Below are 21293 nucleotides of genomic sequence, written 5' to 3' on the forward strand. Positions count from 1 at the left end.
GCTCCCTCTCCCCGGCTGCTGGTGTGGCTCTTTAAAATGCTTGTTCGCGGGGAGAGGGACCGAAAAAAACGCTGCGCCATTTGGAGGGAAGGCGAATTTGTAGCGGTCACAACAGCCGGTGTTCGACCGACGAAGACAAAGACAACGTCCTGCCTCAGCCCTACGCTCTCCGCAGCCGAAACTGCTGCAGGTATTTGAGAGGGGTGAGGCCCATGTGGCGGTGGAAGTGGTGGGTGAAGGCGCTTTGATCGCAGAAGCCGAGGATGCGAGCCACCTCGGTGATTTGCGCCCCTTCTTTTTGCAGCGCCTCGCAGGCGGCCTGTATGCGCAGCTTCATGATGAAGGCCTGCGGACTGGCACCGAAGGTCTCGACGAACTTGCGGTGCAACTGGCGCGGCGAGAGATGCACGATCTGCGCGAGTTCGGTGATGGAGACGCCGGTGCGGAAGTGCTCGCGGATGTAGGCGAGGGCGCGGTCGATTTGCAGGTAGGGCTGGAGTACTTGTTTCTTGCCCTCAAAGCTCTGCACGGTGCCCATGATGCCGATGACGCGGCCTTGATCGTCGATGAGCGGCAGCTTGTTCGTCACGAACCAGTCGGGGATGCCCTGGTCGGTGAAGAACAGCTCGACGATGTGCAGCTTCGGTTTGCCGGTGCTGAGCACTTCCTCGTCATCACGGCGGAAGTTCTCTGCGAGGCGCGTGGGGAAGAGATCGAAGTCGTTTTTGCCGACGATGCCGGCCTCCTCGGTGATGCCGAAGCGGTCCATGAAACGACGGCTGGCGCACATGAAGCGGAACTCGTTGTCCTTGGCAAAGAAGGCGAGGTCGGGCAGGTGGTCGAACAGCCGATAAAAGGGGCTGTCCGCGCTGACACGGCGGATGAACCGCTCGCGCAGCGCGGCAGGGGATTCAGGGCGTGGTGGTCGGCGACTCACACGGCTGATTTAGCATGCGCCGTCAAAAACGCAGCTTGAATCCCGCGTAAGCGCCGGTGTCGAACGCCGGGAATCCGGAGACGACCTCGTAGTTGTCGCCAAACAGATTCTCAATGCGGGCGAAGAGGTCGAGGCGCGGATGCACCTGCCAGTTGGCCGTCAGCCGTGCCAGCATGTAGTCCTCCGCATCCCTGCGCGCAAAAGTGACGGCGTCGAAGTCCTCGCGGTCGATGACGTAGCTGCCGGAGAGGCTGAGGGTGACCTTGTCATGCGGACGGAGGGTGAACGCGGCGGTGAGCATGTGGCGCGGCTGCCGCACGAGGCGGGCGCCCTGGGAGAGGTTGTCGGACTCCAGATAGGTGTAGCTGGCGTTTAAGCCGAAGCGCTCGCACGGCTGCCATCCGGCGCTGACTTCGAGACCCTCGCGGCGTGCTTTACCCACCGGACGCGTCCTGCCGCCGACGAACTCGAACGTGTCGGTCAGATCATTGTGGAACCAGGTGGCGGCGATGCGAGCGTTGGCCGCCGGGATCGGCTGCTCAATGCCGAACTCATAGCCCTGGCTGCGCTCCGGCTGGGTGAGGAGCGTGGTGCCAAAGAGCGCGGGTTCACGGTCCTGGATGGTGGGCGGGGAGAAGGCGGTGCCGTAATTCCCATGCAGCACGGTCTGGATGCCTGGGATCTGCCAACTGGAGGCCGCGCGCCAGGTGGTGGCGTCGGAAAAGTCCGAGTAGCTGTCATGACGCAGCCCGGTGATGATGTTCCAGCCGGGCAGCAGCTCGACCTTGGACTGCACAAAGGCGGCCCAGTTCGTCTCGGCTTGGTCGATGTCATAACGCCGCAACGCGTTGTTGAAACGTGAGAAGCTGAGATCCTGGACGCTGGCACCGAAGGTCAGCTCCCATTTTTCCGTGGCCTTGAACACCGTTTGATATTCCCAGAAATGATTGCGGGAGGTGATGCGGTTGTTCGGTGTGAAGGCGAAGTTCTGCGCCACCTGGCGGAAGTTGCCAAACTGGTAGCTCAGGGTGTGAGTCCACTGGTCATTCGGCTGCCACACGAGGCGCGGGCTGATGCTCCAAAACTCCGTCAGCAGATGATCGTTGGGATCATTGCCGCCAAAGCCGACGTTCGCGCCCGGCACGCCGACTTCCGCGTTGTAGAAGCGCCAGTCGAGGTCAAAGCGCAGGCTTTCGGCCGCTTGGTAGCCGAAGGTGCCGGAAGCAGCGCTGTGCTGGAACTGGCTGTTGATGCGCTGGCCCTGGATGTCGCTACGGGTCAGGTCGATGGACCAGTCAAACGCGCCAATCGCACCGCGTGAAGCGGCACCTTCGCGGAAGGTGCCGTAGCTGCCTGCCTCAAAGAAAAGCGAGTGCTCGGGCTTTTCCAAGCCCTTGCCGGTGCGGGTGATGATATTGATGACACCGCCGATAGTCTTGCCGCCGTAAAGGCTGGCAGCAGGGCCTCGCAGCACCTCAATGCGCTCGATGTTGTCCAGCCCCATGCTTTCTGGATTGAAGGAGCCGGCCGCGTTCGCGGGAATCGGCCGGCCATTCACGAGAAAGGCGGTCTGCTGGGTTCTGTTCCCGCGCATGAACACACCGGCAAGCGTGCCGGGCGAGCCGTTGTCCGTCATGACCAAGCCGGGAACCTGGCTGAGCGCCTCAGGCAGCATGCGGAACTGCTTTTCTTCGATTTCTTTCCGATCGATGACCGTGATGCTGCTGGCGGTGCGCCAGCGTTCGGTCTCGGTTTTCGTCGCGGTGATGACGACTTCCGGCAGCGGGTCGTTTTTTTTCGGCGTTTGGGCACTCAGATGGAGCGCGGAGCCGAACAGGAGGGCCGCGAGCGTGATGCCGCGGCCACGAGGGGTGTGGAGGTACATGTCTTTGGGTGGTTCATTGGTTCGATGAAATCATCCGCGCACCGCCACATGGCGGGTCGGATGATGTGTTCGCAGCGAGATGTTCGGACTCCGGGTTTATGCGGCGCGTGTGCGCCGCTCCTCGCCTCCGCCTTCACCAAGGATTGCTCCCGATTGGCTGTGTTCCATGCCCGAGGGCATGAATGGAGGTCTGTAACCCGATACCGCAGCGCCACTGTGGCCGGTTCTCACGGCCTTCCCTGCATCTGCGAACGGAAAGAAAACGGGAGGCACCGCAAAGGATGCTTCCCGCCATGACTGGCCTTAAACGCCGCCTGGAACGCGAGCAAATGGAAACTGCGCTTGCGCCCCAGGCTACCAAAGCCAATGCAATGCACCATGAAACGCATTCAAGACGCACGGCTCTATGGCATCGTTGATCTCGGTTATGTGACGCCGGAAAAGGTGGAGACCATGACCGCGCAGCTTTGCTCAGGCGGAGTCGATGTGCTGCAACTACGGGCCAAAAAACTCGCCGCCGGTGAAATCGAGCGCCTCGCACGGCTCATGCTGCCCATCACGCGTGAGCATGGCGTGCCGCTGGTGATCAATGACCATCTCGAAGTGGCCGCCGCAGTCGGCAGCGAGGGGGTTCACGTCGGTCAGGATGATGATGCGGTCGCCAAGGCGCGTGCGGTGGTCGGTTCGGCGTGCTTTGTCGGCAAATCGACTCACAGCCTCGCTCAAGCCGTCGCGGCGCAGGCGGAAGGCGCGGATTACATCGGCTTCGGGCCGCTGTACGCGACGGGCACGAAGCCTGACTATGTCCCGATTGGTTTGCAGGACATCACCGAGGTACATCGTCTCGTGAAGCTGCCGATTTTCTGCATCGGTGGCGTGAACGCGGCACGATTGAATGAAATCACCGCCGCAGGAGCGAAACGCGTCGTGGTGGTCTCCGCTTTTCTCCTCGCCACCGATGTGAGCAGCGAGGTGCGGGCCTTGAAGCAGCGCTTGGTGTGAAGAGTGGTCCGCACAGTCCTCTGTGCGGCGCTCCGCAACACATCCAAGCACCGCATGGCGAAGGAACATCATTTTACGGCACAAGTTCAGCAAGACCTAGCGCCAGACCGCACAGAGGACTGTGCGGACCACTTTTACTTCTTCACCTGCGGAATGATCCCGGCGGAAACAGCGCGTTTGGCACCGAGGTATTCCTTTGCGAGAGCCTGGACCTCCTCTTTTTTGATGCCGGTGAAGTCGCTGACAAAGGTTCTGGCCCAGTCGAGTCGCTCAGGGTGCTCCTGGGAGCAGCGCAGGACGTTCATGGACCAGTAGCGGTTGTCACGGCGCATCTGCTCAAGCTGGGCGATCATCGGTTTCATCGCACGATCAAATTCATCGTCGGTGATGGGGCCGGCGGCGAGTTTGTCGGCGATTTCGATGACGAGCTTGGTGAGCGAGCCTGCCAGTTCGGGCTTGCACTCTATCATCGTGGTCATGTAGCCGTAGCCGGTGAAGGTGTCGTTGGCGACGTGGTAACAGGCGGGGCTGTAGGTGTCGCCCAATTCCTCGCGCACCTTGATGCGCAGACGGTCGTCGAGGATGGAACCGAGCAGGGTGAGGCGGCGGGTGCGCTGGATGTTACTCATGTCCGTGGTGGGCCAGTAAATCGTGGCGATGGCCTTGGGGATCTCGGTTTCAAACGGGAAGTCCTTGCTGGCCTCGGGCTTCGGGAAGGCGACGGTGCGTTCTTTTTCATACGTCGGCTTCTTTTCGGCGCGCTTGGGCAGGGCACCAAGTGTTTTGGCCACGGCTTCAAGCGCCGCCTCGGCGTTCATGTCTCCGAGCACGGTGACTTCGAGATATTCCTGCTGCAGGGCGGGTGTGAGCCATTCCTTCACCTCGGCCAGCGTGCGCTGCTTGAGTTCTTCCATTTTCGGGAAGCCCCAGCGCGGATCACCGGAGTGCATGAAGGCGACGACCTCGTTGTTCATGACGCCTTCGGCGGTGTGCTTGAGCTGCGTGTAGAGCGGATCGAGGTTTTTCTCAAACTGACGTGCCGCCTCGTCACGATAACCTGGAGCGGTCAAATATGCGGTGAGCAGTTGAAGCTGCGCTTCGAGATCGGCGGGGGTGGTTCGGCCGGAAAGCAGGAAGGCTTCGTCTCCGACGGAAAAATCACTGCCGACGGTGCGGCTGGCGAAGATGCGGCGAATGTCATCGACCCCGTGTTTTTCGAGGCCGCCGAGCTGGAAGGTGCTTTGCGTGAAGGGCAGCAGGCCGGGCTTGCCAGCAGGAACACTGAGCTTGCCGCCGCCGAAGCTGACGAGCACGCGCAGGGTGCCTTTTTCGAACTCGGTGCGCTTGTGGTTGAAGCGCACATTGTTTTCAAACACGGCCTGGGTGATTTCGAGATCCTTGGCCTCGCTGCGGCTGGCAACCTTGCCCGCAGGGCCGAAGTCGGTGTAGGCGAAGGCGGCGGTTTCTTCCCTGGCTGGCGGGGCGACGGGTTTGGCGCGGCTGTCTTTAAGGACGGCGATGATTTGTGGCGAAGCATCGCCTTCGAGCTTGAGATTACCGCCGAGGAAGATCTGCGCGTCATCGCCTTTCCAATCCGTGACGAGCGCGGCGTGGCTGTCTTCCTTCTTCAAACCGGCGAGCGCGGTGGACACGCGCGCGAGATCGTCCGCAGGATGTGTGAAGACTTTTTTTGAGGCGAGGACGCTTACGATGCCGCTGGCGAGATCGCGGGATTTGCGGCTGTCGGCCTGGTCGGCGCGGAGTTTGGCGCTTTTGAGGATGGTGGCCTTGGCTTCCTCAAACTCCGCATCCGTGAAGCCGTGTTCGATGGCACGACGCAGTTCGGTTTCGAGCAGGGTGAGCGCGGCCTGCCAGTTTTTCGGATCACATTGGGCTTGGATGCCGTTGATGTTGACGAATTCGAGGTATTCGTAGCTGTAACTTTCAGCGCTGAGGATTGGAGCGCCCTCCGCTTTCGCGAGTTTGGAGAGGCGCTGGTTGATCATCATGTCGGCGAGATCACGAATGAGGTTTTCGCGACGTGTGGCGGCTGTGTCTGGCTTGTTCTTGGCCTTGCGGGGGATTTCGATGGAGAGGGTGAGCGACTGCGCCTCCATCTCGGTGTGCAGTTTGGCGATGATGCCGTAATCAGTGGGGATTTTGCCGAGGTTCGGGTCTTTGAGCTCCTCACCCTTGGGTTTGGCATCCGTGAAGTGTTTTTCGATCTCGGCCTTCACGGCGGCGGTGTCCTTGAAATCACCGACGGCGACGATGGTGGCGCGTTTCGGTGTGTAGTAGCCCTCGTAGAAAGCGACGAAGCGCGGGCGCTTCATGGTCTTGATCGTCTCTTCCTGGCCGATGGGAAGGCGATGTGGCAGAATGGACTCTGGCAGGCCGAACTTGTAGCCTTCGATCATGGTGCGGTACTCAATGGAATCGCGGCTGAGTTTTTCGCTGAGGATGATGCCGCGCTCTTTGTCGATCTCGGCCTCGCCGAGCAGCATGCCGTCGAGGTAATCACGGAAGAGCTGCATGCCCTCGGTGATGAATTTGGCCTCCACCTTGGGCAGTTCGAGCATGTACACGGTTTCCTTGAAGGAGGTGTGCGCGTTGGTGTCCGCGCCGAAGCCCATGCCGAGACGCTGGAAGTACTCGACCATCTCACCACCTTTGAAATGGCGCGAGCCGTTGAAGGCCATGTGCTCCAGGTAGTGCGCCATGCCCTGCTGATCGTCTTGTTCCATCAGCGAGCCGACATCCATGTAAAGACGGATGCTGGCGCGGCCCGGAGGCTCGTCATGTGGCAGGATCACATAGCGCAGGCCGTTTTCGAGCGTGCCGAACTGCGCCTTCGGGTCGGCTTTGAGATCACTGGCGTCCTGCGGCCAGGTGGCGGCGGAAAGGGAGGAAACGAGAAGAAGTGAGAGGAGGGCGCGGAGCATGGTAGTGCGGCGGTGGTTGGGGGAAATGACGAATGACGAATTCAGAATGACGAACGAATGCCGGAAGGAACGAATGACGAAACGGCGTGAGGGCGGAAATTCGTCATTCGTTTGTCGGAATTGATTCGTTTCACTCACCCCTTCGGGCTCACTTTGTTCGTCTGTCTCGCTTCGCTCGGCTTGTCATTCCCCTCCTCCGGAGGGCTACTCGATCTTGCCGAGGCCGGCCTCAGGATCGGGTTCGAGGAAGCCGAGTTCGACGAAGAGCTCGTCCATGGCCCGGATGGTGGCCTCGTACATCTCGAAGGAGAGGTTGAAATTGAAGAAGCCGTGGCCTTGGCCTTCGAACTCGATCAGGCGGCAAAGGTTTTTCTTCTTGCTCGACTTGCGGGCAAACTCATACGAGCCGCCGAAGGGCACCACGCGGTCGCCGGTGCCGTGCATGATGAGCATGGGAGGCAGGCCGGGTTTGATGCCGCGGATGAGGTCAGCGGCCTTGCAGGTGGCCTGGTCCGGCCAGCGGTCACGACCAAAGGCATGCTTGGAATAGGTGTCCATCACCGGATTGAACAGCACGATGGCGTTTGGTGCCGGGCTGCAATCAATGGCATCATTCGGATCGTCGAAGCCGCTCAAAATCGCGGAGGAGGCGATGGCATGACCGCCACCCGAACCGCCGACGCCGACGATCTTGCCAGGATTGATGCCAAGCTCGACCGCGTTCATGCGAATCCACCGGATGGCGGAGCGCGCGTCGGCCATCGCCTCCACAGGGCCGGTGCCATGACGTGTGGCGACACGGTAGTCGAAGCAGATCGTCGTCATGCCACGGGAGGCGAAGTAAACGCAGTGCGGCGCGAACTGAGCCACCTGGCCGTTGTCCCAGCCGCTGCTGAAGAAGAAGGCGGCGACGGATTTTGGGTAAGGCGGTGCCTTGTCCATCTCCGGTTCCCAGATGTAGGCGGAGAGATTCACTCCCCCGACGCTCTTGTAGATTTCCTCACGAGCGGTCTTCAGCAGTTCCCGATTGCGATCAATCGGGGGGGTTCTAGGCAGGCCTTCGCTGAATGACTCCATGTTTGGGTGTGAGGGAAAATGTGATGTTTACCAGAATCGCCAAAACGGCAAATGGTTTTGTGTCAGTGAGAAAACTATCAGCGTGGTTTGCGGGGTAAGCGAGCCGTAAAATGATGATCTGTGGTTGTTTTCGCGCCGACACGGCATTTCTTGAGACACTTTTTCAATTCAAACATGCGCTCCTTCACCACCCTGCTGCTTGGTTTCACCCTGTCCATCTCCGCTTTCCCATCGCACGCGCAAGATGGCGACGCTGCTCTGCGCACGGCGTTGGAGAACTCCTACACGAACTGGCGGCGGGCGATGCTCCGCAAGGATCCGCTGGCCTGGGCTTCCTCCATCACGCGCTATCGTCAGACCGTGATGCGCAATTCGATTGTGAGCGAGCGCAGTGCTTTTCCAGACGCGGTGTTCACCTCCAGCGTGCAGCCGCCCGCGCTTGACGGTCTGCGTTTGTTGGAGGCGCAGGCGGTGGGGGACACGGCGCATCTGGTTTATTTTGGCAAGATCGACCTCGGGCAGGATCGCGAGCTTGTGCGGGATGATCTGCTGAAGCTGAAATTCCTACGCGAGGACGGCCATTGGAAATTCGACAGCAACCGGATCACCAGTCTGGCCAACGCACCTGACGTACGGCAGGCCTTGAAGGAGGGGAAAAGTCCTGAGTTTCTCGACACACCGGAGTTCACACCGCCCGGTGTCGCCCCGCAGGTGCCGCCCCTCTGCCGTGTGCCAGATCACAAGGCGGGCTACAAAATCCAGAGCTTCGGCTACGAGACGACGGTCAGCATGAATGGCTTCGACTATGATCCGGTCGAGGATGGTCTGGAGCAGCAGATGATCACCGGCGGCCTCGTGAACGGACACAACGAGATAACGCTCAAGATCAAGCCGATCGAAGTGCCGAAGGGCGAGAAGGCATCATTGCAAATCCGTGTGTACACTTTATCCAACGATTCGAAGAAGCCTGGCAAGGAAGTGCTGCGCTGGCAGGCGCCGGAGAGCGGCGCGCCCGCGAAGATCGTGTTGCCGATTGAGGTTCGTCCATGACTGAGTTTTAAAGTATAACGTTCATCAGGCATGCCGACGCTCGATCATGAGAACACGCTACGCGCTGCCGGCTTCCGCAGGGTCGCGGGCATCGACGAGGCCGGGCGGGGCCCGCTGGCGGGGCCGGTGTGTGTGGCGGCGGTTGTTTTGCCAGATGATTTCAGCCATCCGGTGCTGAATGACTCCAAGCAGCTCACCGAGGCCAAGCGCGAACGGCTTTACGCGGAGATCACGGGTGATGCGCGCATTCGCTGGCATTGCGTGAGCATCGAGCCGGAGGAAATCGACCGCATCAACATCCTCCAGGCCACCTGGTCTGGCATGCGGGCGGCAGCTCTGGCGCTTGATCCGCCGCCGGATGCCGTTTTGATCGACGGCAGGCCGGTGAAGCAGTATCCGCTGCATCAGGTGGCCTTGGTCAAGGGAGACAGCCTGAGCTACTCCATCGCCGCAGCCAGCATCATCGCCAAGGTCACGCGGGATCGTTTCATGGTCGCACTGGCGGAGGAGCATCCGCAGTATGGCTTTGAGATTCACAAAGGCTATCCCACTCCGGCGCATCTCGCCGCGCTGAAAAAATTCGGCCCCTGCCCGCATCACCGGCGCAGCTTCGGTCCGGTGGCACAGTCGGAGTTTCAATTCGACGAGGTATGAAACCCAAACGCCGTGTCCCGCGTCCGAAAACCCTGTGGCGCTGGCTGCGGCGGCGCGTGACGGGGGATGCGCATGTGAGAAATGGGGCGCTCTGGCTGCGCGCATCTCCGCTGCGGCTGTTTCGCCGACGCCTTGCCGCCCGGACCATGGATCGCGCCGAAATCGGCCGCATGGGCGAGCTGATCGCCGCCCGCTGGCTCGCCACGCACGGCAGACGTGTTTTGCATCGCAACTACCGCGGCGTGAACCGTGGCGAGGTGGATATCGTCGCCCGGCATCGCGATGTGCTGACCTTCGTCGAGGTTAAGACTCGTACCAGCACTGCCTTCGGCCGCCCGGCGGATGCGGTGGGCATGGAGAAGCAGCGCCTGATTCAACGCGGAGCGCAGGACTGGCTGCGCCTGCTCGGCCATCCACGCATCAAGTTCCGTTTCGACATCGCCGAGGTCGTCCTCACCGAGGGCGAGTTGCCCCACGTCAACGTCATCGAAAACGCCTTCCAGTTGCCGGACAACTCGCTGGCGGGGCGGTGAATCGCGCTTTGACAGTCTGGGAGCACTGTCCAAACTGGCGCACCTTTTCCCAACCCATACGACCCGACCATGAGCCACGCCAATCCTGCCAAGAAGATCATCAACAACCCGCTCAAATGCGCTGACGAACTCTTTGATGGACTCGTCCTGGCCTATGACGGTAAGGCACGCCGTGTCGGCACTCGTTCCATCGTGATGAACGATCTGCGCCCGGATGCTCCTGCGCTGCTCGTCGGTGGTGGGGCCGGACATGAACCGATCTATCATGGTCTCATCGGCAAAGGCATGGCCGATGGTGCTGCCGTGGGAGAGATTTTCGCCGCGCCGCCGCCGGACATCGTGCTGGAGGCCACGCAGGCCGTGAACCGTGGCAAAGGCGTGCTTTTCCTTTACGGCAACTATGCCGGGGACGTGATGAACTTCGACATTGGCGCGGAACTCGCTGCTGACGAAGGCATCACCGTGAAAACCGTCATCATCGCCGACGACGTCTGCTCCGCGCCTCCCTCGGAGAAGCACAAGCGTCGTGGTGTGGCTGGACTCGTGCCGATCACCAAGCTCGCCGGTGCCGCCGCCCAGACCGTCGATTCACTCGATGAACTCGCCCGCATCGCCCAAAAAGCCTGCGACAACACCCGCACCGTCGGCGTTTCCACCAAGCCCGGCAGCATCCCGGCGACTGGCAAGCCGACCTTCGAACTCGCCGATGATGTGATCGGCCTCGGCATGGGCATTCATGGTGAGAAAGGCGTGGGCCTCATCCCGATGTGCACCGCTGATGAACTTGCCGCCAAGATTCTCGACCTTCTGTTCGCTGACGATCTGGCGCTCAATTCCGGCGACGAAATCGTCTTCTTCGTCAACAGCCTCGGCTCCACGCACATGATGGAACTGCTCATCCTCCTGCGTGGCGCAAAGCCGATCCTCGAAAAACGCGGCATCAAGATTCATCAGACCATTGTTGATAACATCGTCACCTGCCAGGAAATGGCCGGTGTAAGCTTTAGCATCACCAAGCTCGACGCCGAGCTGAAAAAACTCTGGGACATGCCCTGCGAAAGCGTGGGCTATACCAAGCTCTAACCCCCCCAAGGCCATGCAACTCCCCGAAATCTTCGCCAATCCAGTCAACATCCGGTCCTTTGCCCAAGGATCGCCGATCTTTAATGCTGGTGATGAATCGGGTGAGATGTTCGTCGTCCAGAGCGGCGAGGTTGAGATCAGCATCAACGGGAAAGTCGTCGAGACTGTCGGTCCTGAGGGGTTCTTTGGCGAAATTTCCCTGATCGAGGACTCGGCCCGCGCCGCCGATGCCATCGCCCGCACCGACTGCAAGCTGGTGCCGGTGAACCGCCATCATTTTCTCTACATGGTCGATGAGATGCCGCAGTTTGCCCTCCATGTCATGAAAGGCATGGCGGACCGGTTGCGCAAAGCGGACAAGCGCGCGGCGGGTTAGGCCTCTGGCGGGCTTCGCATTTGACTTCCCGGCCAGAACGCCAACAATCGCCCCGCCATGCCCAAAACCAGCCTCTCCAAAGACGAAGTCAAAGCCATGCTCATTCTCGCGTGCGAGCGCATCATCGCCGCGGAGCCGATGCTGTCCCAAGCCGACCGTGATCTCGGTGATGGCGACCACGGCATGGGCATGGAGCGTGGCATGCGAGCCGCGATTGAAAAACTCAATGCCGCCGAGGTCGAGAGCATTGAAAAAGTCTTCTCCACCGTCGGCATGGCGATGATGAGCAGCATGGGAGGCGCAAGTGGCGCGATCTTTGGCACCTTCTTCCGCAACGGCGGCAAAGCGCTCAATGGCAAAGACACTTTCGATGCCGCCGGACTGGCCGCGTTTCTCAAAGCCGGTGTGGATGGTGTGAAACAGCGCGGTGGCGCCGCGATTGGAGACAAAACCTGCGTGGACGCGATGGAACCCGCCGCGAACAAAGCCGCAGAAGTGGCGGCTCAAAAGTTGCCCGAGGCGATCACCGCCGTCGCGGCGGCTGCGGATGCCGGCAAAGAAGCCAGCAAGGCCATGGTGGCCAAGTTCGGTCGTGCAAAGACACTGGGCGAGGCCTGCATCGGTTTCCCGGACGCCGGAGCCTGCTCCGTGGTTGTGATCATCGACGCTTTCCGCGATTTCATCGTGGCCTGATCACCGGCTTCTGCCAGTCCCGCCAGAACATCTCCGTTTGCATCGGGTCAGGCTTGATCTCGATCACGATGGGCACTTGCAGCAGGTCTTCGAGATCATGCACGTCATCGGTCTGGACGTATTCCAGGCCCCACATCTGCGCCCAGGGCTCAAAGCTGAGCGAGTGGCGGTTTTCGATCACGCCGAGCGCTTTTTCAGAAAGTGAGCGCAGGTTGTTCACCCGGGAGAAGATTTTCCCGCCGCCGTTGTTGATGACCACGATGCGCAGCTTCGGATGATCCATCTGTGCGATGATCCAGGGCGCGGCCAGATCATAGAGCGTGCTCAAATCTCCCACGATCAGCCAGCTTTCACCGCGATGCGTCGCGCTGGCGCCGAGGAAGGTGGAAACGAGGCCGTCGATGCCGTTGGCACCGCGATTGGCGAAGAATTCCACGCCCGGCCTCGTGGTCTGCAAGGCCAGGTTCATCTCACGAATCGGCAGGCTGTTGCCCAAAAACACACGTGATCCGGCTGGAATGATCTTCATGAGCTGCCGCATCCACCCTGGCTCCGATTGTGCAAACTTCTCCAACTCCGGCTCAAACCGCAAAATGCCACAGGCGTTGCCCGCCGCTGAGAGTTGAAGGCTTTGGGTCGCTTCCCAGGGCAGTGTTTCGACATTTTCCTTCCTTGCCAGTCCGCTGAACGTTGAGCGTGTGAGGTTGGTGACGCGAATCTTCGGCTGTTCCTCCAGATCCCGCCACCAGCGCCAGCTCGGCACCGCACCGAGCCGCAGCACATGCGTGGGCCGGGCGGATTGCAGCGCTCGTTCGCCACCAGGGATGAGCAGCGGCTGCAAATCGCGGAATCCATGCAGATTCGAGGTCGCCTCGGCCACAATCGGCACGCCCAGCTTTGCCAGCAGCGGCGCGACTTCCTTCGCATCCGCCGGAGGCATGCCTGAGGCGAGAACGAGATCGCATTCCAAGGAAAGGGGGCTGCCAGCTCCCTCTGCCTGCGGCATTTGTGCCCCGGAAAAATCCACTCCGGCCGCATTGGTCTCCAACGGCTCGTCCAAACACACATTCAAATGCCGCGGGCGGTCATTCCGCGTTTCATACATCTCGATGGGATCATCCGTGGCATCCCAGTCGCCCAGCGGCTGCGCATAAACACCGAAGAGTCGAAATTGCTCGATCGCCTGTGGTGCGCCACTGCCACGATAGCTTTTTGGACGGTCGGCCGTCAGCAGAAACAGCGGCAGGCTTTGATAGAACGCTTCAATGGTCGCTGGCAGCAATTCAGCAGCGGCGGTGCCGGAGGTGGTCACCACCGCCACCGGAGTGCGGTCGGCCATCATGCGGCCCAGGGCGAAAAAGGCGGCGCTGCGCTCCTCGAAGAAGTTCCAAACTTTCAAGCCATTGCTTGCCAGCAAAGCGGCCACCAGCGGCGCGTTGCGCGCTCCGGCGGCGATGCAGACCTCCCGCACACCAAAGTGAACGAGCGTGCTGAGTGTTTGCTGGATGAGCTGAGCCTGGGTCATGAGTGCAGTGCCAGCAGACGCAGGACAGCCTCGCGTTTCAACCGCAATTCACGCCATTCATGATCAAAAGCACTGCCGCCGACGATGCCGCAGCCGGAGGGCAGGCTGATCGTGTCTCCCTGCCAGCCGATGCCGCGAATCGCGACGACGACATGCGCTGTACCGTTGTTTTCGATGAAACCGAAGGGGGAGCCGAAAAAGCCCGGAACCTTCAACTGCTGACGATACTCGCGCAACTTTGCCAGCGCGGCTTCATCCCGTGGCAGGCAGCCTACAGCGGGCGTGGGGTGCAGCAGCGGCACCAGTTGCGCGGGATCGACTTTCTCCCGCAGCTTCACGCTCAGGCTCGACTGGAAATGCACCAGTCCGGCGGTCTCGCACAGCGAGCGCGGCTGGCGTGAGACAGCGCCGAGCGTCTGCAATTGCTCAGTGAGGTAGCGCACGACGATCTCGTGCTCCTCAATCTCCTTCACGTCGGTGAGGAAGGCGTCCTGATGCCCTGGTTTGGCCGTGCCGGCGAGCGCCATCGTTTCGAGCGACTGGTCGTGTGTTTTGAAGAGCAGTTCTGGCGTCGCGCCGAGGAATCCGCCGTTTTCAGTGACGTGGGCATAGCCCCACATGTTGGCCGGAGCTTGCATGACGGCCTGGAGCAGGCGACGCGGGTCGCCGGAGACGAGCGTGCCGGTTTCGGTGAGCACGGGGACCATCTTTTCGATCCGCTTGGCCAGAACTTCGCGGCGGATGCGACGGAAGGCCATTTTGAACCATTCGGTGGCTGGCTTGGCCCAGTTGATCTGCGGGGTTTGCGCGCCGTTGAGGTGGATCGTGCTGCCCAGGCTCTCAGGGGTGATGGAATGAAGCTTTGCAGGCACTTTCCAGGGCTGCGGGTCGCTCAAATCGAAGTCGTTGACATAGAAGGCTCCTCCTCCGGCGGGCGCGGCGGCCAGCGCGGTGAAGGGGCCTTCTCCCAGCCATGCCCGCCCGTCGGGCAGCCTGAACAAAGCGAATTCCATCATGCGATTTTGCATGCATAGTGAAACGCACCGCGCAGCGTGCAAGATGGGAAAGTGTCACAACTGAACATCCGTCTTAACGCTCCAGTCGAATCCCTTGCATGAAAGCCGCAGAAGAGTTCCTCCGTGTCGCCGCTGACTACCAGCTCGGCTCGCTCGACACGGAGTCGCAGCACCCGTTTACCACCTCCTTGTCCCAGATGGCGCATGAGGACGTGGGAGAGGCGGTCAAGCTGATGCATCAGGTGGATGTGCATGCGCTGCGGCAGATGCAGGCCAAGTCCGCTCCGCTTGCCGATCTGGCGCGTGCGGTGGCGGCGACGTTTGACTCGGGAAAGAAGGTGTTTCTCTGCGGTTGCGGTGCCACGGGCCGTCTCTCGCTCAGCATCGAGATTTTCTGCCGCATGGGCGTGTTGCCATGCCCGGACGCGGAACGCGTCGTCGCTTTCATGGCCGGTGGCGATCTCGCTTTGATCAAGGCCATCGAAACCTTTGAGGATCATCCCGAATACGGCGCACGACAGCTTGAGGAGCTGGGGTTCGTCGATGGCGATCTCTTGATTGCCACGACGGAGGGAGGGGAGACGCCGTTTGTCATTGGTGCCACGGAACGCGCCGCCGAATTGTCCGCCAACCGCCCGTGGTTCCTATATTGCAACCCTGACGAGCAGCTCATCAAGGCCGCCGAGAGGTCCAAGCGTGTGATTCAAAACCGCAAGATCCGAAAACTGAACCTGGCGGTCGGCGCGATGGCGGTGGCGGGCAGCACGCGCATGCAGGCCAGCACAGTGCTCATGGCCGCCATCGGCTTCGCCTTTATGCACATGCGTGATCCTGAGCACGCGCCTGCGGAGGTGCTGCAACTCCTGCGGCATGTGGCGCACTGTGACGGCCAGTTCATGGTGCCGTTCATTGAGCATGAGGCGGCGGTGTATGAGCGTGGAGCCTTCGTGCTGTATGAAAGCGGGCGCTTTGGCATCACCGTCGTCACCGACACGACCGAGCGCGCGCCGACCTTCAGCCTCGCGCCGTTTGAAAAGCAGGATGATCCCGCCGCGCCTGCTGCCTGGTGTCATTTCATCATGCCAGAGCAGGCGGACGCGCGTTCTGCCTGGAAGACGTTGCTGCATCGCGATCCGCGAACGCTTGAGTGGCCGGATGTGAAGCATGTTGCCGGGGCGGAGGTGCTGGCTTGCTACGATTTTTCCGCACAACTGACCGACCGGCGGGAAATCCGCACGCAAGGCGCGGAACATCTGCCCTTCCGCATTGGCGGCGGGGCAGGGGAGATGGTCTGGGAGTTCGACGGCCTGCGGGAGCGGCTTGATTTGAGCGGTGTCCATGAGTTTCACGCGCATCTGCTTCTCAAGATGCTCATCAACATCCATTCCACGCTCGTCATGGGCCGGTTGGGCCGTTATCTCGACAACCTCATGACCTATGTGAAGCCCAGCAACAACAAGCTCATCGATCGAGCCGTGCGTTATGTCTGCCTGCTGGCCCAGCGTCGCACGGGCAAGATGCCTGCGTATAAAAAGGTGACGCAGGTGCTGTTTGAAGAGCGGGAAAAGCTCCAGCCGGGTGAAGCCATCGTGCTCAAGACGCTGGCGGCGCTGGGGCTGACGGTTTGAGACGAGGGATCAGGATGACCCCTCGCCTACTCCACCATGTAGAGGATGCGGCCGCAGCTTTCGCACTGGGTGAGTGACACGGACTGCTTCAGGGACTGGATGACGCCGACGACCACCTTCATGTGGCAGCCACCGCATTGCGCGTTTTCCATCGGCACGATGGCGGCGTCTCCCTTCTTCGTGAAGATGCGGGTGTAGAGATCGAGCGCGTCGGGATCAATGGGCGCTGCGAGTGTGGCGCGCTCGACAGCGAGGTCTTCGAGGCGTTTTTTCACACCTTCGGCGCGTTCGTCGAGGTTTTTGAGCTCCTCGTTCACACGCTTCTGTGTTTCGGCCAGCTTGGCTTGGGCGTCCTTGAGTTTCGTTTTGGCGATTTCGAGCGCCTCCATTTGTTCCAGCTCACCGTCCTCGAGCTTGGTGACATCATCCTGATAGCGCTTGATCTCGTGACCGAGGGCCGCGAACTCGTCATTCTTGCGGGTCTCGAACTGCTGGTCTTGGAGACGCTTGATCGAGGTCTGGCGCGTTTGGACGTCGAGCTGGATATTTTTGATCTTCACCTCGATTTCCTTCATGCCGAGGTTTGCGGCCTCCACAGCGGCCTGGTCTCCGGCGAGCTGCATTTTGGCCCGGGCTTGCAGGGTGGGAACGTCTTTGAGGTCTTTTTGCAGGGCGCGGATGCGCTGGTCGCGCTCCTGGAGTTGGATGAGTTTCGGGATGTCTGGAAGCATGCTTGCCTCATGTAAGCCGGTTCGGCTCAAAGTTCCAAGTTCAAAGTTCAGGCTTCGTTCCAGCACGGAAACGCTGAACCGTGAACTTTGAACCTTGAACGAAACCCCGCACGCGCCAGAATCGCGTCTCTTTTTCCACCATGAAGCCCACTCTCCTCATCCTCGCTGCCGGCATGGGCAGCCGTTACGGCGGTCTCAAACAACTCGACGCGATGGGGCCTTCGGGAGAGGTGGTGCTCGACTACTCGGTGTTTGACGCGATCCGCGCCGGTTTCGGCAAGGTGGTGTTCGTCATCCGCCGCGACTTCGAGGAGCTGTTTCGCACGCAGATCGGCTCCAAGTATGCGGGCCGTATTGAGGTGGACTATGCGTTTCAGGATTTGAACGACCTGCCCGCCGGTTTTTCCGTGCCGGAGGGCCGCACGAAGCCCTGGGGCACGGCGCACGCGCTGCTCGCCGCCGCGAATGTGGTGAACGAGCCTTTCCTCATGATCAACGCCGACGACTTTTATGGTCAGGACGCCTTCAAGAAGATCGCCGCCGACCTGACGCAGCCGCGTCCGAACGATGGCAAGAGCCACTGGTCGATGGTGGGCTTCTATTTGAAGAACACACTTTCGGAGCACGGCAGTGTGTCTCGCGGAGTCTGCCAGTGCGATGCGAACGGCATGCTGGCCACGGTCACGGAGATGACGAAGATCTTCAAACACGGCGCTGGCGCGGAGAATCGCGAAGTTGAGGGTGCTTATGTGCCGCTGACGGGTGACGAGGTCGTCTCGATGAATTTCTTCGGCTTCACGCCGGACATCTTCACGCATTTGCGTCAGGCATTCACCGCGTTCCTCGCGGAGCGGGGAACGGAGCTCAAATCCGAGTGTTATGTGCCGGCGGAGGTGAATGCGCTCATCCACGCAGGCAAGGCCGACGTGCGCGTGCTGGAAACCACCGGCAAGTGGTTCGGCGTGACCTACCCCGAGGACAAGGCCGAGGTAGTCGCGAGCATTCGTGCGCTCATCGACGCGGGTGAGTATCCGCAATCGCTGTGGGGTTGATCAGATTCACTCAAACACGATCAAACTCCGCGCCACCTCGCCACGTTGGAGCGCGTCGTAGGCTTCGTTGATGCCTTCGAGCGGGTAACGCTTCGTGACAAGCTCATCGAGCATGAGACGACCGTGTTGATGCATGCCGATGAGCAGCAGCAGGTCGGTGCGCGGCTGGGTGCTGCCGTAGAGGCTGCCACGCAGCGTTTTCTCGGCATAGACGAGCTGGTTGACGTTGATGGAGGCACGATCTGCGGCGCTGGTGATGCCCACCATCACGCACATGCCGCCTTTCTTCGTGGCATCGAAGGCTTGTTCGGCGGTTTTGCCGGAACCGTAGGCTTCAAAGGCATAATCGACACCTTTGCCATCGGTGAGGTCTTTGATGGCCTGCACAGGATCACCGGCGTTCACATCGACGTAATCCGTGGCACCGAACTGCCGTGCGTCGCCCTCTTTGCGGGTGAATTTGTCCACGGCGATGATCTGCCGCGCTCCGGCCATGCGCGCGCCTTGAATGACGTTCAAACCGATGCCGCCGCAGCCGATCACGGCCACGGTGCTGTTCGGCTGCACTTTGGCGGCGCGTTCCACCGCGCCCACGCCGGTGATGACGCCACAGCCGATCAGCGCGGCTTTCTCGAAGGAGAATTCCTTCGGAATCTTCACCACCGAAGCCTCCGGCATCGTGGAAAGCGAGGAAAAGGCGGAAACGCCCGCGTAGTGGCGGATGCTCTCGCCTGCTGAGTTTTGAAAGCGGGTGGTGCCGTCCGGCATAAGGCCGGTGAAGCGCATCGCGGTGCCCATGTCACACAGCGCGGGGCGTCCGCTGCTGCAATACTCGCATTTCCCGCATGAACCCCGCCACACCAGGATCACATGATCGCCGATCTCCACGGCGGTCACGCCTTCGCCCACGGCCTCGATCACACCGCTGCCTTCGTGGCCGAGGATGATCGGCATCGGCATGGCAAGATCGCCCTTCATCACATGCAGGTCGCTGTGGCAGACGCCCGCCGCCTTCATGCGCACGGTCACCTCACCTTTCTGTGGTGGCAAAACGCGCACCTCCTCGATGCGCAGGGGCTTCTTTGCTTCATACAAAACGGCGGCGGGTGCGAGCGTGGACATGGTGGTTGGATTGAAGAGATGATTGAATCATCATGCCGTGGATCAACGAAGCGCGAAAGAATGAAACCGCGATTTTCAGCGGCAGTCCTGCTCAGGCCGGCTCGTGCAGCGTCTGATGGAGGGCGTTGAGCAGGGTTTCCGCAGTGTAGGGTTTTGGGATGAAGTGGGTTACGCCTGCCTTGGTTGCCTTGGCGGCCATGCTTTCCGTGTTGAGGCCGCTGGCTGCGATGATGCGCACGTCGGGATTCATCCGGCGCAAGATCTGGATGGTGCTTTGTCCGTCCATCATCGGCATCATCATGTCCGTGAGCACGACGGAGATCTCAGCCTTATGCGTTGCGTACATGCCCACGGCCTCGGTGCCGTCCGCCGCGAGCAGGACGCGGTAGCCGAAAAGCTCCAGTGTCTGGCGGGTGATCTGCCGCACGGCGGCCTCGTCGTCGATGACGAGCACGAGCTCGCCGTTGCCTTGTTGCAGATCATTTTCCGCGACGACGGCATCGCTGGAGCCTGTCGTCGTCCGCGCGGGCAGAAAAACACGAAACTGGGTGCCCAGGCCGGGCTCGCTTTGCACTTGGACAAAGCCGCCATGGCTGCTGACGATGGCCATCGTGGTGGAAAGGCCCAGTCCGGTGCCTTTGCCCAGCTCCTTGGTGGTGAAAAACGGTTCAAAGATTCTTTCCACAACCTCGGGAGACATGCCGGTGCCGGTGTCCTCCACCTGGATGACCACATGGGGACCGGGTTTGGCATCGATGTTCATGGCGGCGTACTGCTCGTCGAGCAGCATGTTGCTGGCGGAAAGCGTGAGCGAGCCGCCCTGCGGCATGGCGTCGCGCGCGTTGACACAAAGGTTCAGCAGAACCTGGTGGAGCTGCGTTGGATCTCCTTTCACCGTCCACAAATCGTCTGGCACATCACGGCGCACCTGGATGGTTTTGAGGAAAGTCTCGTTGGCGATTTTTTCAATCTCGCGCAGCAGATGGCCAACTTGAACCTCCACCTGCCGGCCCTCGACACCGCGCGCAAAAGACAGCACCTGCCGGACCATGTCCGCACCGTGTGTGGCGCTGCTTTCGATGGTACTGAGAATGTCCTGACGGCGCGGGTCTTTTTCCTGCCGCCGGAGCAGTTCGATGGACATCAAAATGGGGGCCAGCACGTTGTTGAGGTCATGCGCGATGCCGCCGGCGAGCGTCCCGAGGCTCTCCATGCGCTGGGCACGGAGAAACTGCTGTTTGAGCTTGTTGCGCTCCGTGACGTCGGTGTTGATGGCAAGGATGGACTTGGGCTGCCCCTGGTCATCCCGCACCAGGGTCCAGCGGCCTTCAATGGTGAGCGCTTTTCCGTCCCGGTTGTATTGTTGAATCTCTCCGATCCACTCACCTTTCTCCAAGACGGCGTTAGTCGCGGCATGGAATTCGGACGCATCTTGGTACAGCAGTTCCTTGACGGAGCGTCCCAGGGCTTCCCGCGCCGTCCAGCCGTATAGGCGCTCAGCGCTTCTGTTCCAGTAAAGGAGGTGGTGGTCAAGATCGCGCACGACGATGGCGTCCTGGGCCTTGTCCAGCAGCGTGGCCTGCTCGCGCAGCTGCTCCTCGACCTGTTTGCGCTTGGTGATGTCACGCGAGATGCCGATGATACCAATGATCTTCCCGTGATTGTCCCGGTAAGGTGCCTTGGTGGAAAGATAAGTGCGGGGCGTGTTGGCCAAAGTCAGCACCTCCTCTTTTGAGGAAGTCTCGCCGGAGAAGACCACCTGCTGGTCATTTTCCATCACATATCGGGCTTCTTCCGGGCTTAAAATCGCAGTGTCGTCCCTGCCGATGACTTCTTCGATTTTTTTGCCGACCATCTGTGCGGCACCTTGGTTGAAAAGCAGGTAACGACCCTTTAGCAGCCTGTTGAAAAAGAGGGGTTAAAAAGGCCAAAACTTGGGGGCCAGTCTTCTTCGCGGCCTGGGTGCTGTTGGTGGCCGATTCGCATG

18 protein-coding genes and 1 riboswitch are annotated in these 21293 nt (G+C 60.6%); of the genes, 9 read left to right on the forward strand and 9 right to left on the reverse strand.

Annotation, left to right across the window (positions count from 1 at the left end; genetic code table 11):
* Positions 1-160 precede the first annotated feature (160 nt).
* Both ACILSI_RS23975 and ACILSI_RS23980 read right to left on the reverse strand, forming a co-directional pair.
* The gene (locus tag ACILSI_RS23975) at positions 161-937 is read right to left on the reverse strand and encodes a helix-turn-helix domain-containing protein (protein WP_395724453.1); all 777 of its coding nucleotides are present in this window, start codon (positions 935-937) and stop codon (positions 161-163) included.
* A gap of 22 nt (positions 938-959) precedes the next feature.
* Positions 960-2822, reverse strand: a complete 1863-nt coding sequence (locus ACILSI_RS23980) for a TonB-dependent receptor plug domain-containing protein (RefSeq protein WP_395724454.1) — start codon at positions 2820-2822, stop codon at positions 960-962.
* A 55-nt stretch (positions 2823-2877) separates the two neighbouring features.
* A riboswitch (cobalamin riboswitch) is annotated at positions 2878-3114 on the reverse strand.
* Between the two features lie 86 nt (positions 3115-3200).
* Between ACILSI_RS23980 and thiE the strand changes: the two genes are divergently transcribed.
* Positions 3201-3824, forward strand: coding sequence for a thiamine phosphate synthase (gene thiE / locus ACILSI_RS23985; protein ID WP_395724455.1), 624 nt, complete (start codon positions 3201-3203; stop codon positions 3822-3824).
* Between the two features lie 134 nt (positions 3825-3958).
* Here the strand turns inward: thiE and ACILSI_RS23990 are convergent, their stop codons facing one another.
* Together ACILSI_RS23990 and ACILSI_RS23995 are read right to left on the reverse strand one after the other, a co-directional pair.
* Complete coding sequence (locus ACILSI_RS23990; RefSeq protein ID WP_395724456.1) at positions 3959-6766, reverse strand: M16 family metallopeptidase; 2808 nt, start codon at positions 6764-6766, stop codon at positions 3959-3961.
* Between the two features lie 204 nt (positions 6767-6970).
* Positions 6971-7843, reverse strand: a complete 873-nt coding sequence (locus ACILSI_RS23995; protein WP_395724457.1) for an alpha/beta hydrolase — start codon at positions 7841-7843, stop codon at positions 6971-6973.
* Between the two features lie 174 nt (positions 7844-8017).
* Between ACILSI_RS23995 and ACILSI_RS24000 the strand changes: the two genes are divergently transcribed.
* From ACILSI_RS24000 to dhaL, 6 genes are all read left to right on the forward strand, one after another.
* Positions 8018-8893: a hypothetical protein gene (locus ACILSI_RS24000; RefSeq protein WP_395724458.1), complete on the forward strand. Its 876-nt coding sequence runs from the start codon at positions 8018-8020 to the stop codon at positions 8891-8893.
* A 30-nt stretch (positions 8894-8923) separates the two neighbouring features.
* On the forward strand, positions 8924-9547 hold the full coding sequence (locus ACILSI_RS24005) for a ribonuclease HII (RefSeq protein ID WP_395724459.1): 624 nt from the start codon (positions 8924-8926) through the stop codon (positions 9545-9547).
* On the forward strand, positions 9544-10080 hold the full coding sequence (locus tag ACILSI_RS24010; RefSeq protein WP_395724460.1) for a YraN family protein: 537 nt from the start codon (positions 9544-9546) through the stop codon (positions 10078-10080). Before ACILSI_RS24005 ends, ACILSI_RS24010 begins: the two co-directional genes overlap by 4 nt.
* 69 nt (positions 10081-10149) lie before the next feature.
* Positions 10150-11163, forward strand: coding sequence for a dihydroxyacetone kinase subunit DhaK (locus ACILSI_RS24015; RefSeq protein WP_395724461.1), 1014 nt, complete (start codon positions 10150-10152; stop codon positions 11161-11163).
* 13 nt (positions 11164-11176) lie between these two features.
* Positions 11177-11539, forward strand: coding sequence for a Crp/Fnr family transcriptional regulator (locus ACILSI_RS24020; protein WP_395724462.1), 363 nt, complete (start codon positions 11177-11179; stop codon positions 11537-11539).
* 57 nt (positions 11540-11596) lie between these two features.
* On the forward strand, positions 11597-12232 hold the full coding sequence (gene dhaL, locus ACILSI_RS24025; RefSeq protein WP_395724463.1) for a dihydroxyacetone kinase subunit DhaL: 636 nt from the start codon (positions 11597-11599) through the stop codon (positions 12230-12232).
* Here the strand turns inward: dhaL and menD are convergent.
* Complete coding sequence (gene menD, locus ACILSI_RS24030; protein ID WP_395724464.1) at positions 12219-13757, reverse strand: 2-succinyl-5-enolpyruvyl-6-hydroxy-3-cyclohexene-1-carboxylic-acid synthase; 1539 nt, start codon at positions 13755-13757, stop codon at positions 12219-12221. The genes dhaL and menD overlap by 14 nt on opposite strands.
* Complete coding sequence (locus tag ACILSI_RS24035) at positions 13754-14773, reverse strand: chorismate-binding protein (protein ID WP_395724465.1); 1020 nt, start codon at positions 14771-14773, stop codon at positions 13754-13756. The genes menD and ACILSI_RS24035 overlap by 4 nt, the downstream gene beginning before the upstream one ends.
* A 98-nt stretch (positions 14774-14871) precedes the next feature.
* Here ACILSI_RS24035 and ACILSI_RS24040 point away from each other — a divergent pair, with 98 nt between their 5' ends.
* Positions 14872-16401 carry an SIS domain-containing protein gene (locus ACILSI_RS24040; RefSeq protein ID WP_395724466.1) on the forward strand — a complete coding sequence of 510 codons (1530 nt, stop codon included), beginning with the start codon at positions 14872-14874 and terminating at the stop codon, positions 16399-16401.
* 26 nt (positions 16402-16427) lie between these two features.
* Here the strand turns inward: ACILSI_RS24040 and ACILSI_RS24045 are convergent, their stop codons facing one another.
* A complete protein-coding gene (locus ACILSI_RS24045; protein WP_395724467.1) occupies positions 16428-17132 on the reverse strand; it encodes a zinc ribbon domain-containing protein in 705 nt (234 codons plus the stop codon).
* 140 nt (positions 17133-17272) lie between these two features.
* Here ACILSI_RS24045 and ACILSI_RS24050 point away from each other — a divergent pair, with 140 nt between their 5' ends.
* The gene (locus tag ACILSI_RS24050) at positions 17273-18184 is read left to right on the forward strand and encodes an NDP-sugar synthase (protein WP_395724468.1); all 912 of its coding nucleotides are present in this window, start codon (positions 17273-17275) and stop codon (positions 18182-18184) included.
* Between the two features lie 6 nt (positions 18185-18190).
* Here the strand turns inward: ACILSI_RS24050 and ACILSI_RS24055 are convergent, their stop codons facing one another.
* Together ACILSI_RS24055 and ACILSI_RS24060 are read right to left on the reverse strand one after the other, a co-directional pair.
* The gene (locus tag ACILSI_RS24055; protein ID WP_395724469.1) at positions 18191-19306 is read right to left on the reverse strand and encodes a zinc-binding dehydrogenase; all 1116 of its coding nucleotides are present in this window, start codon (positions 19304-19306) and stop codon (positions 18191-18193) included.
* A 91-nt stretch (positions 19307-19397) separates the two neighbouring features.
* Positions 19398-21206, reverse strand: coding sequence for a PAS domain-containing protein (locus ACILSI_RS24060; protein WP_395724470.1), 1809 nt, complete (start codon positions 21204-21206; stop codon positions 19398-19400).
* Positions 21207-21293 lie beyond the last annotated feature (87 nt).

It is taken from the genome of Prosthecobacter sp. (assembly GCF_044232965.1).
GTDB lineage: Bacteria > Verrucomicrobiota > Verrucomicrobiia > Verrucomicrobiales > Verrucomicrobiaceae > Prosthecobacter.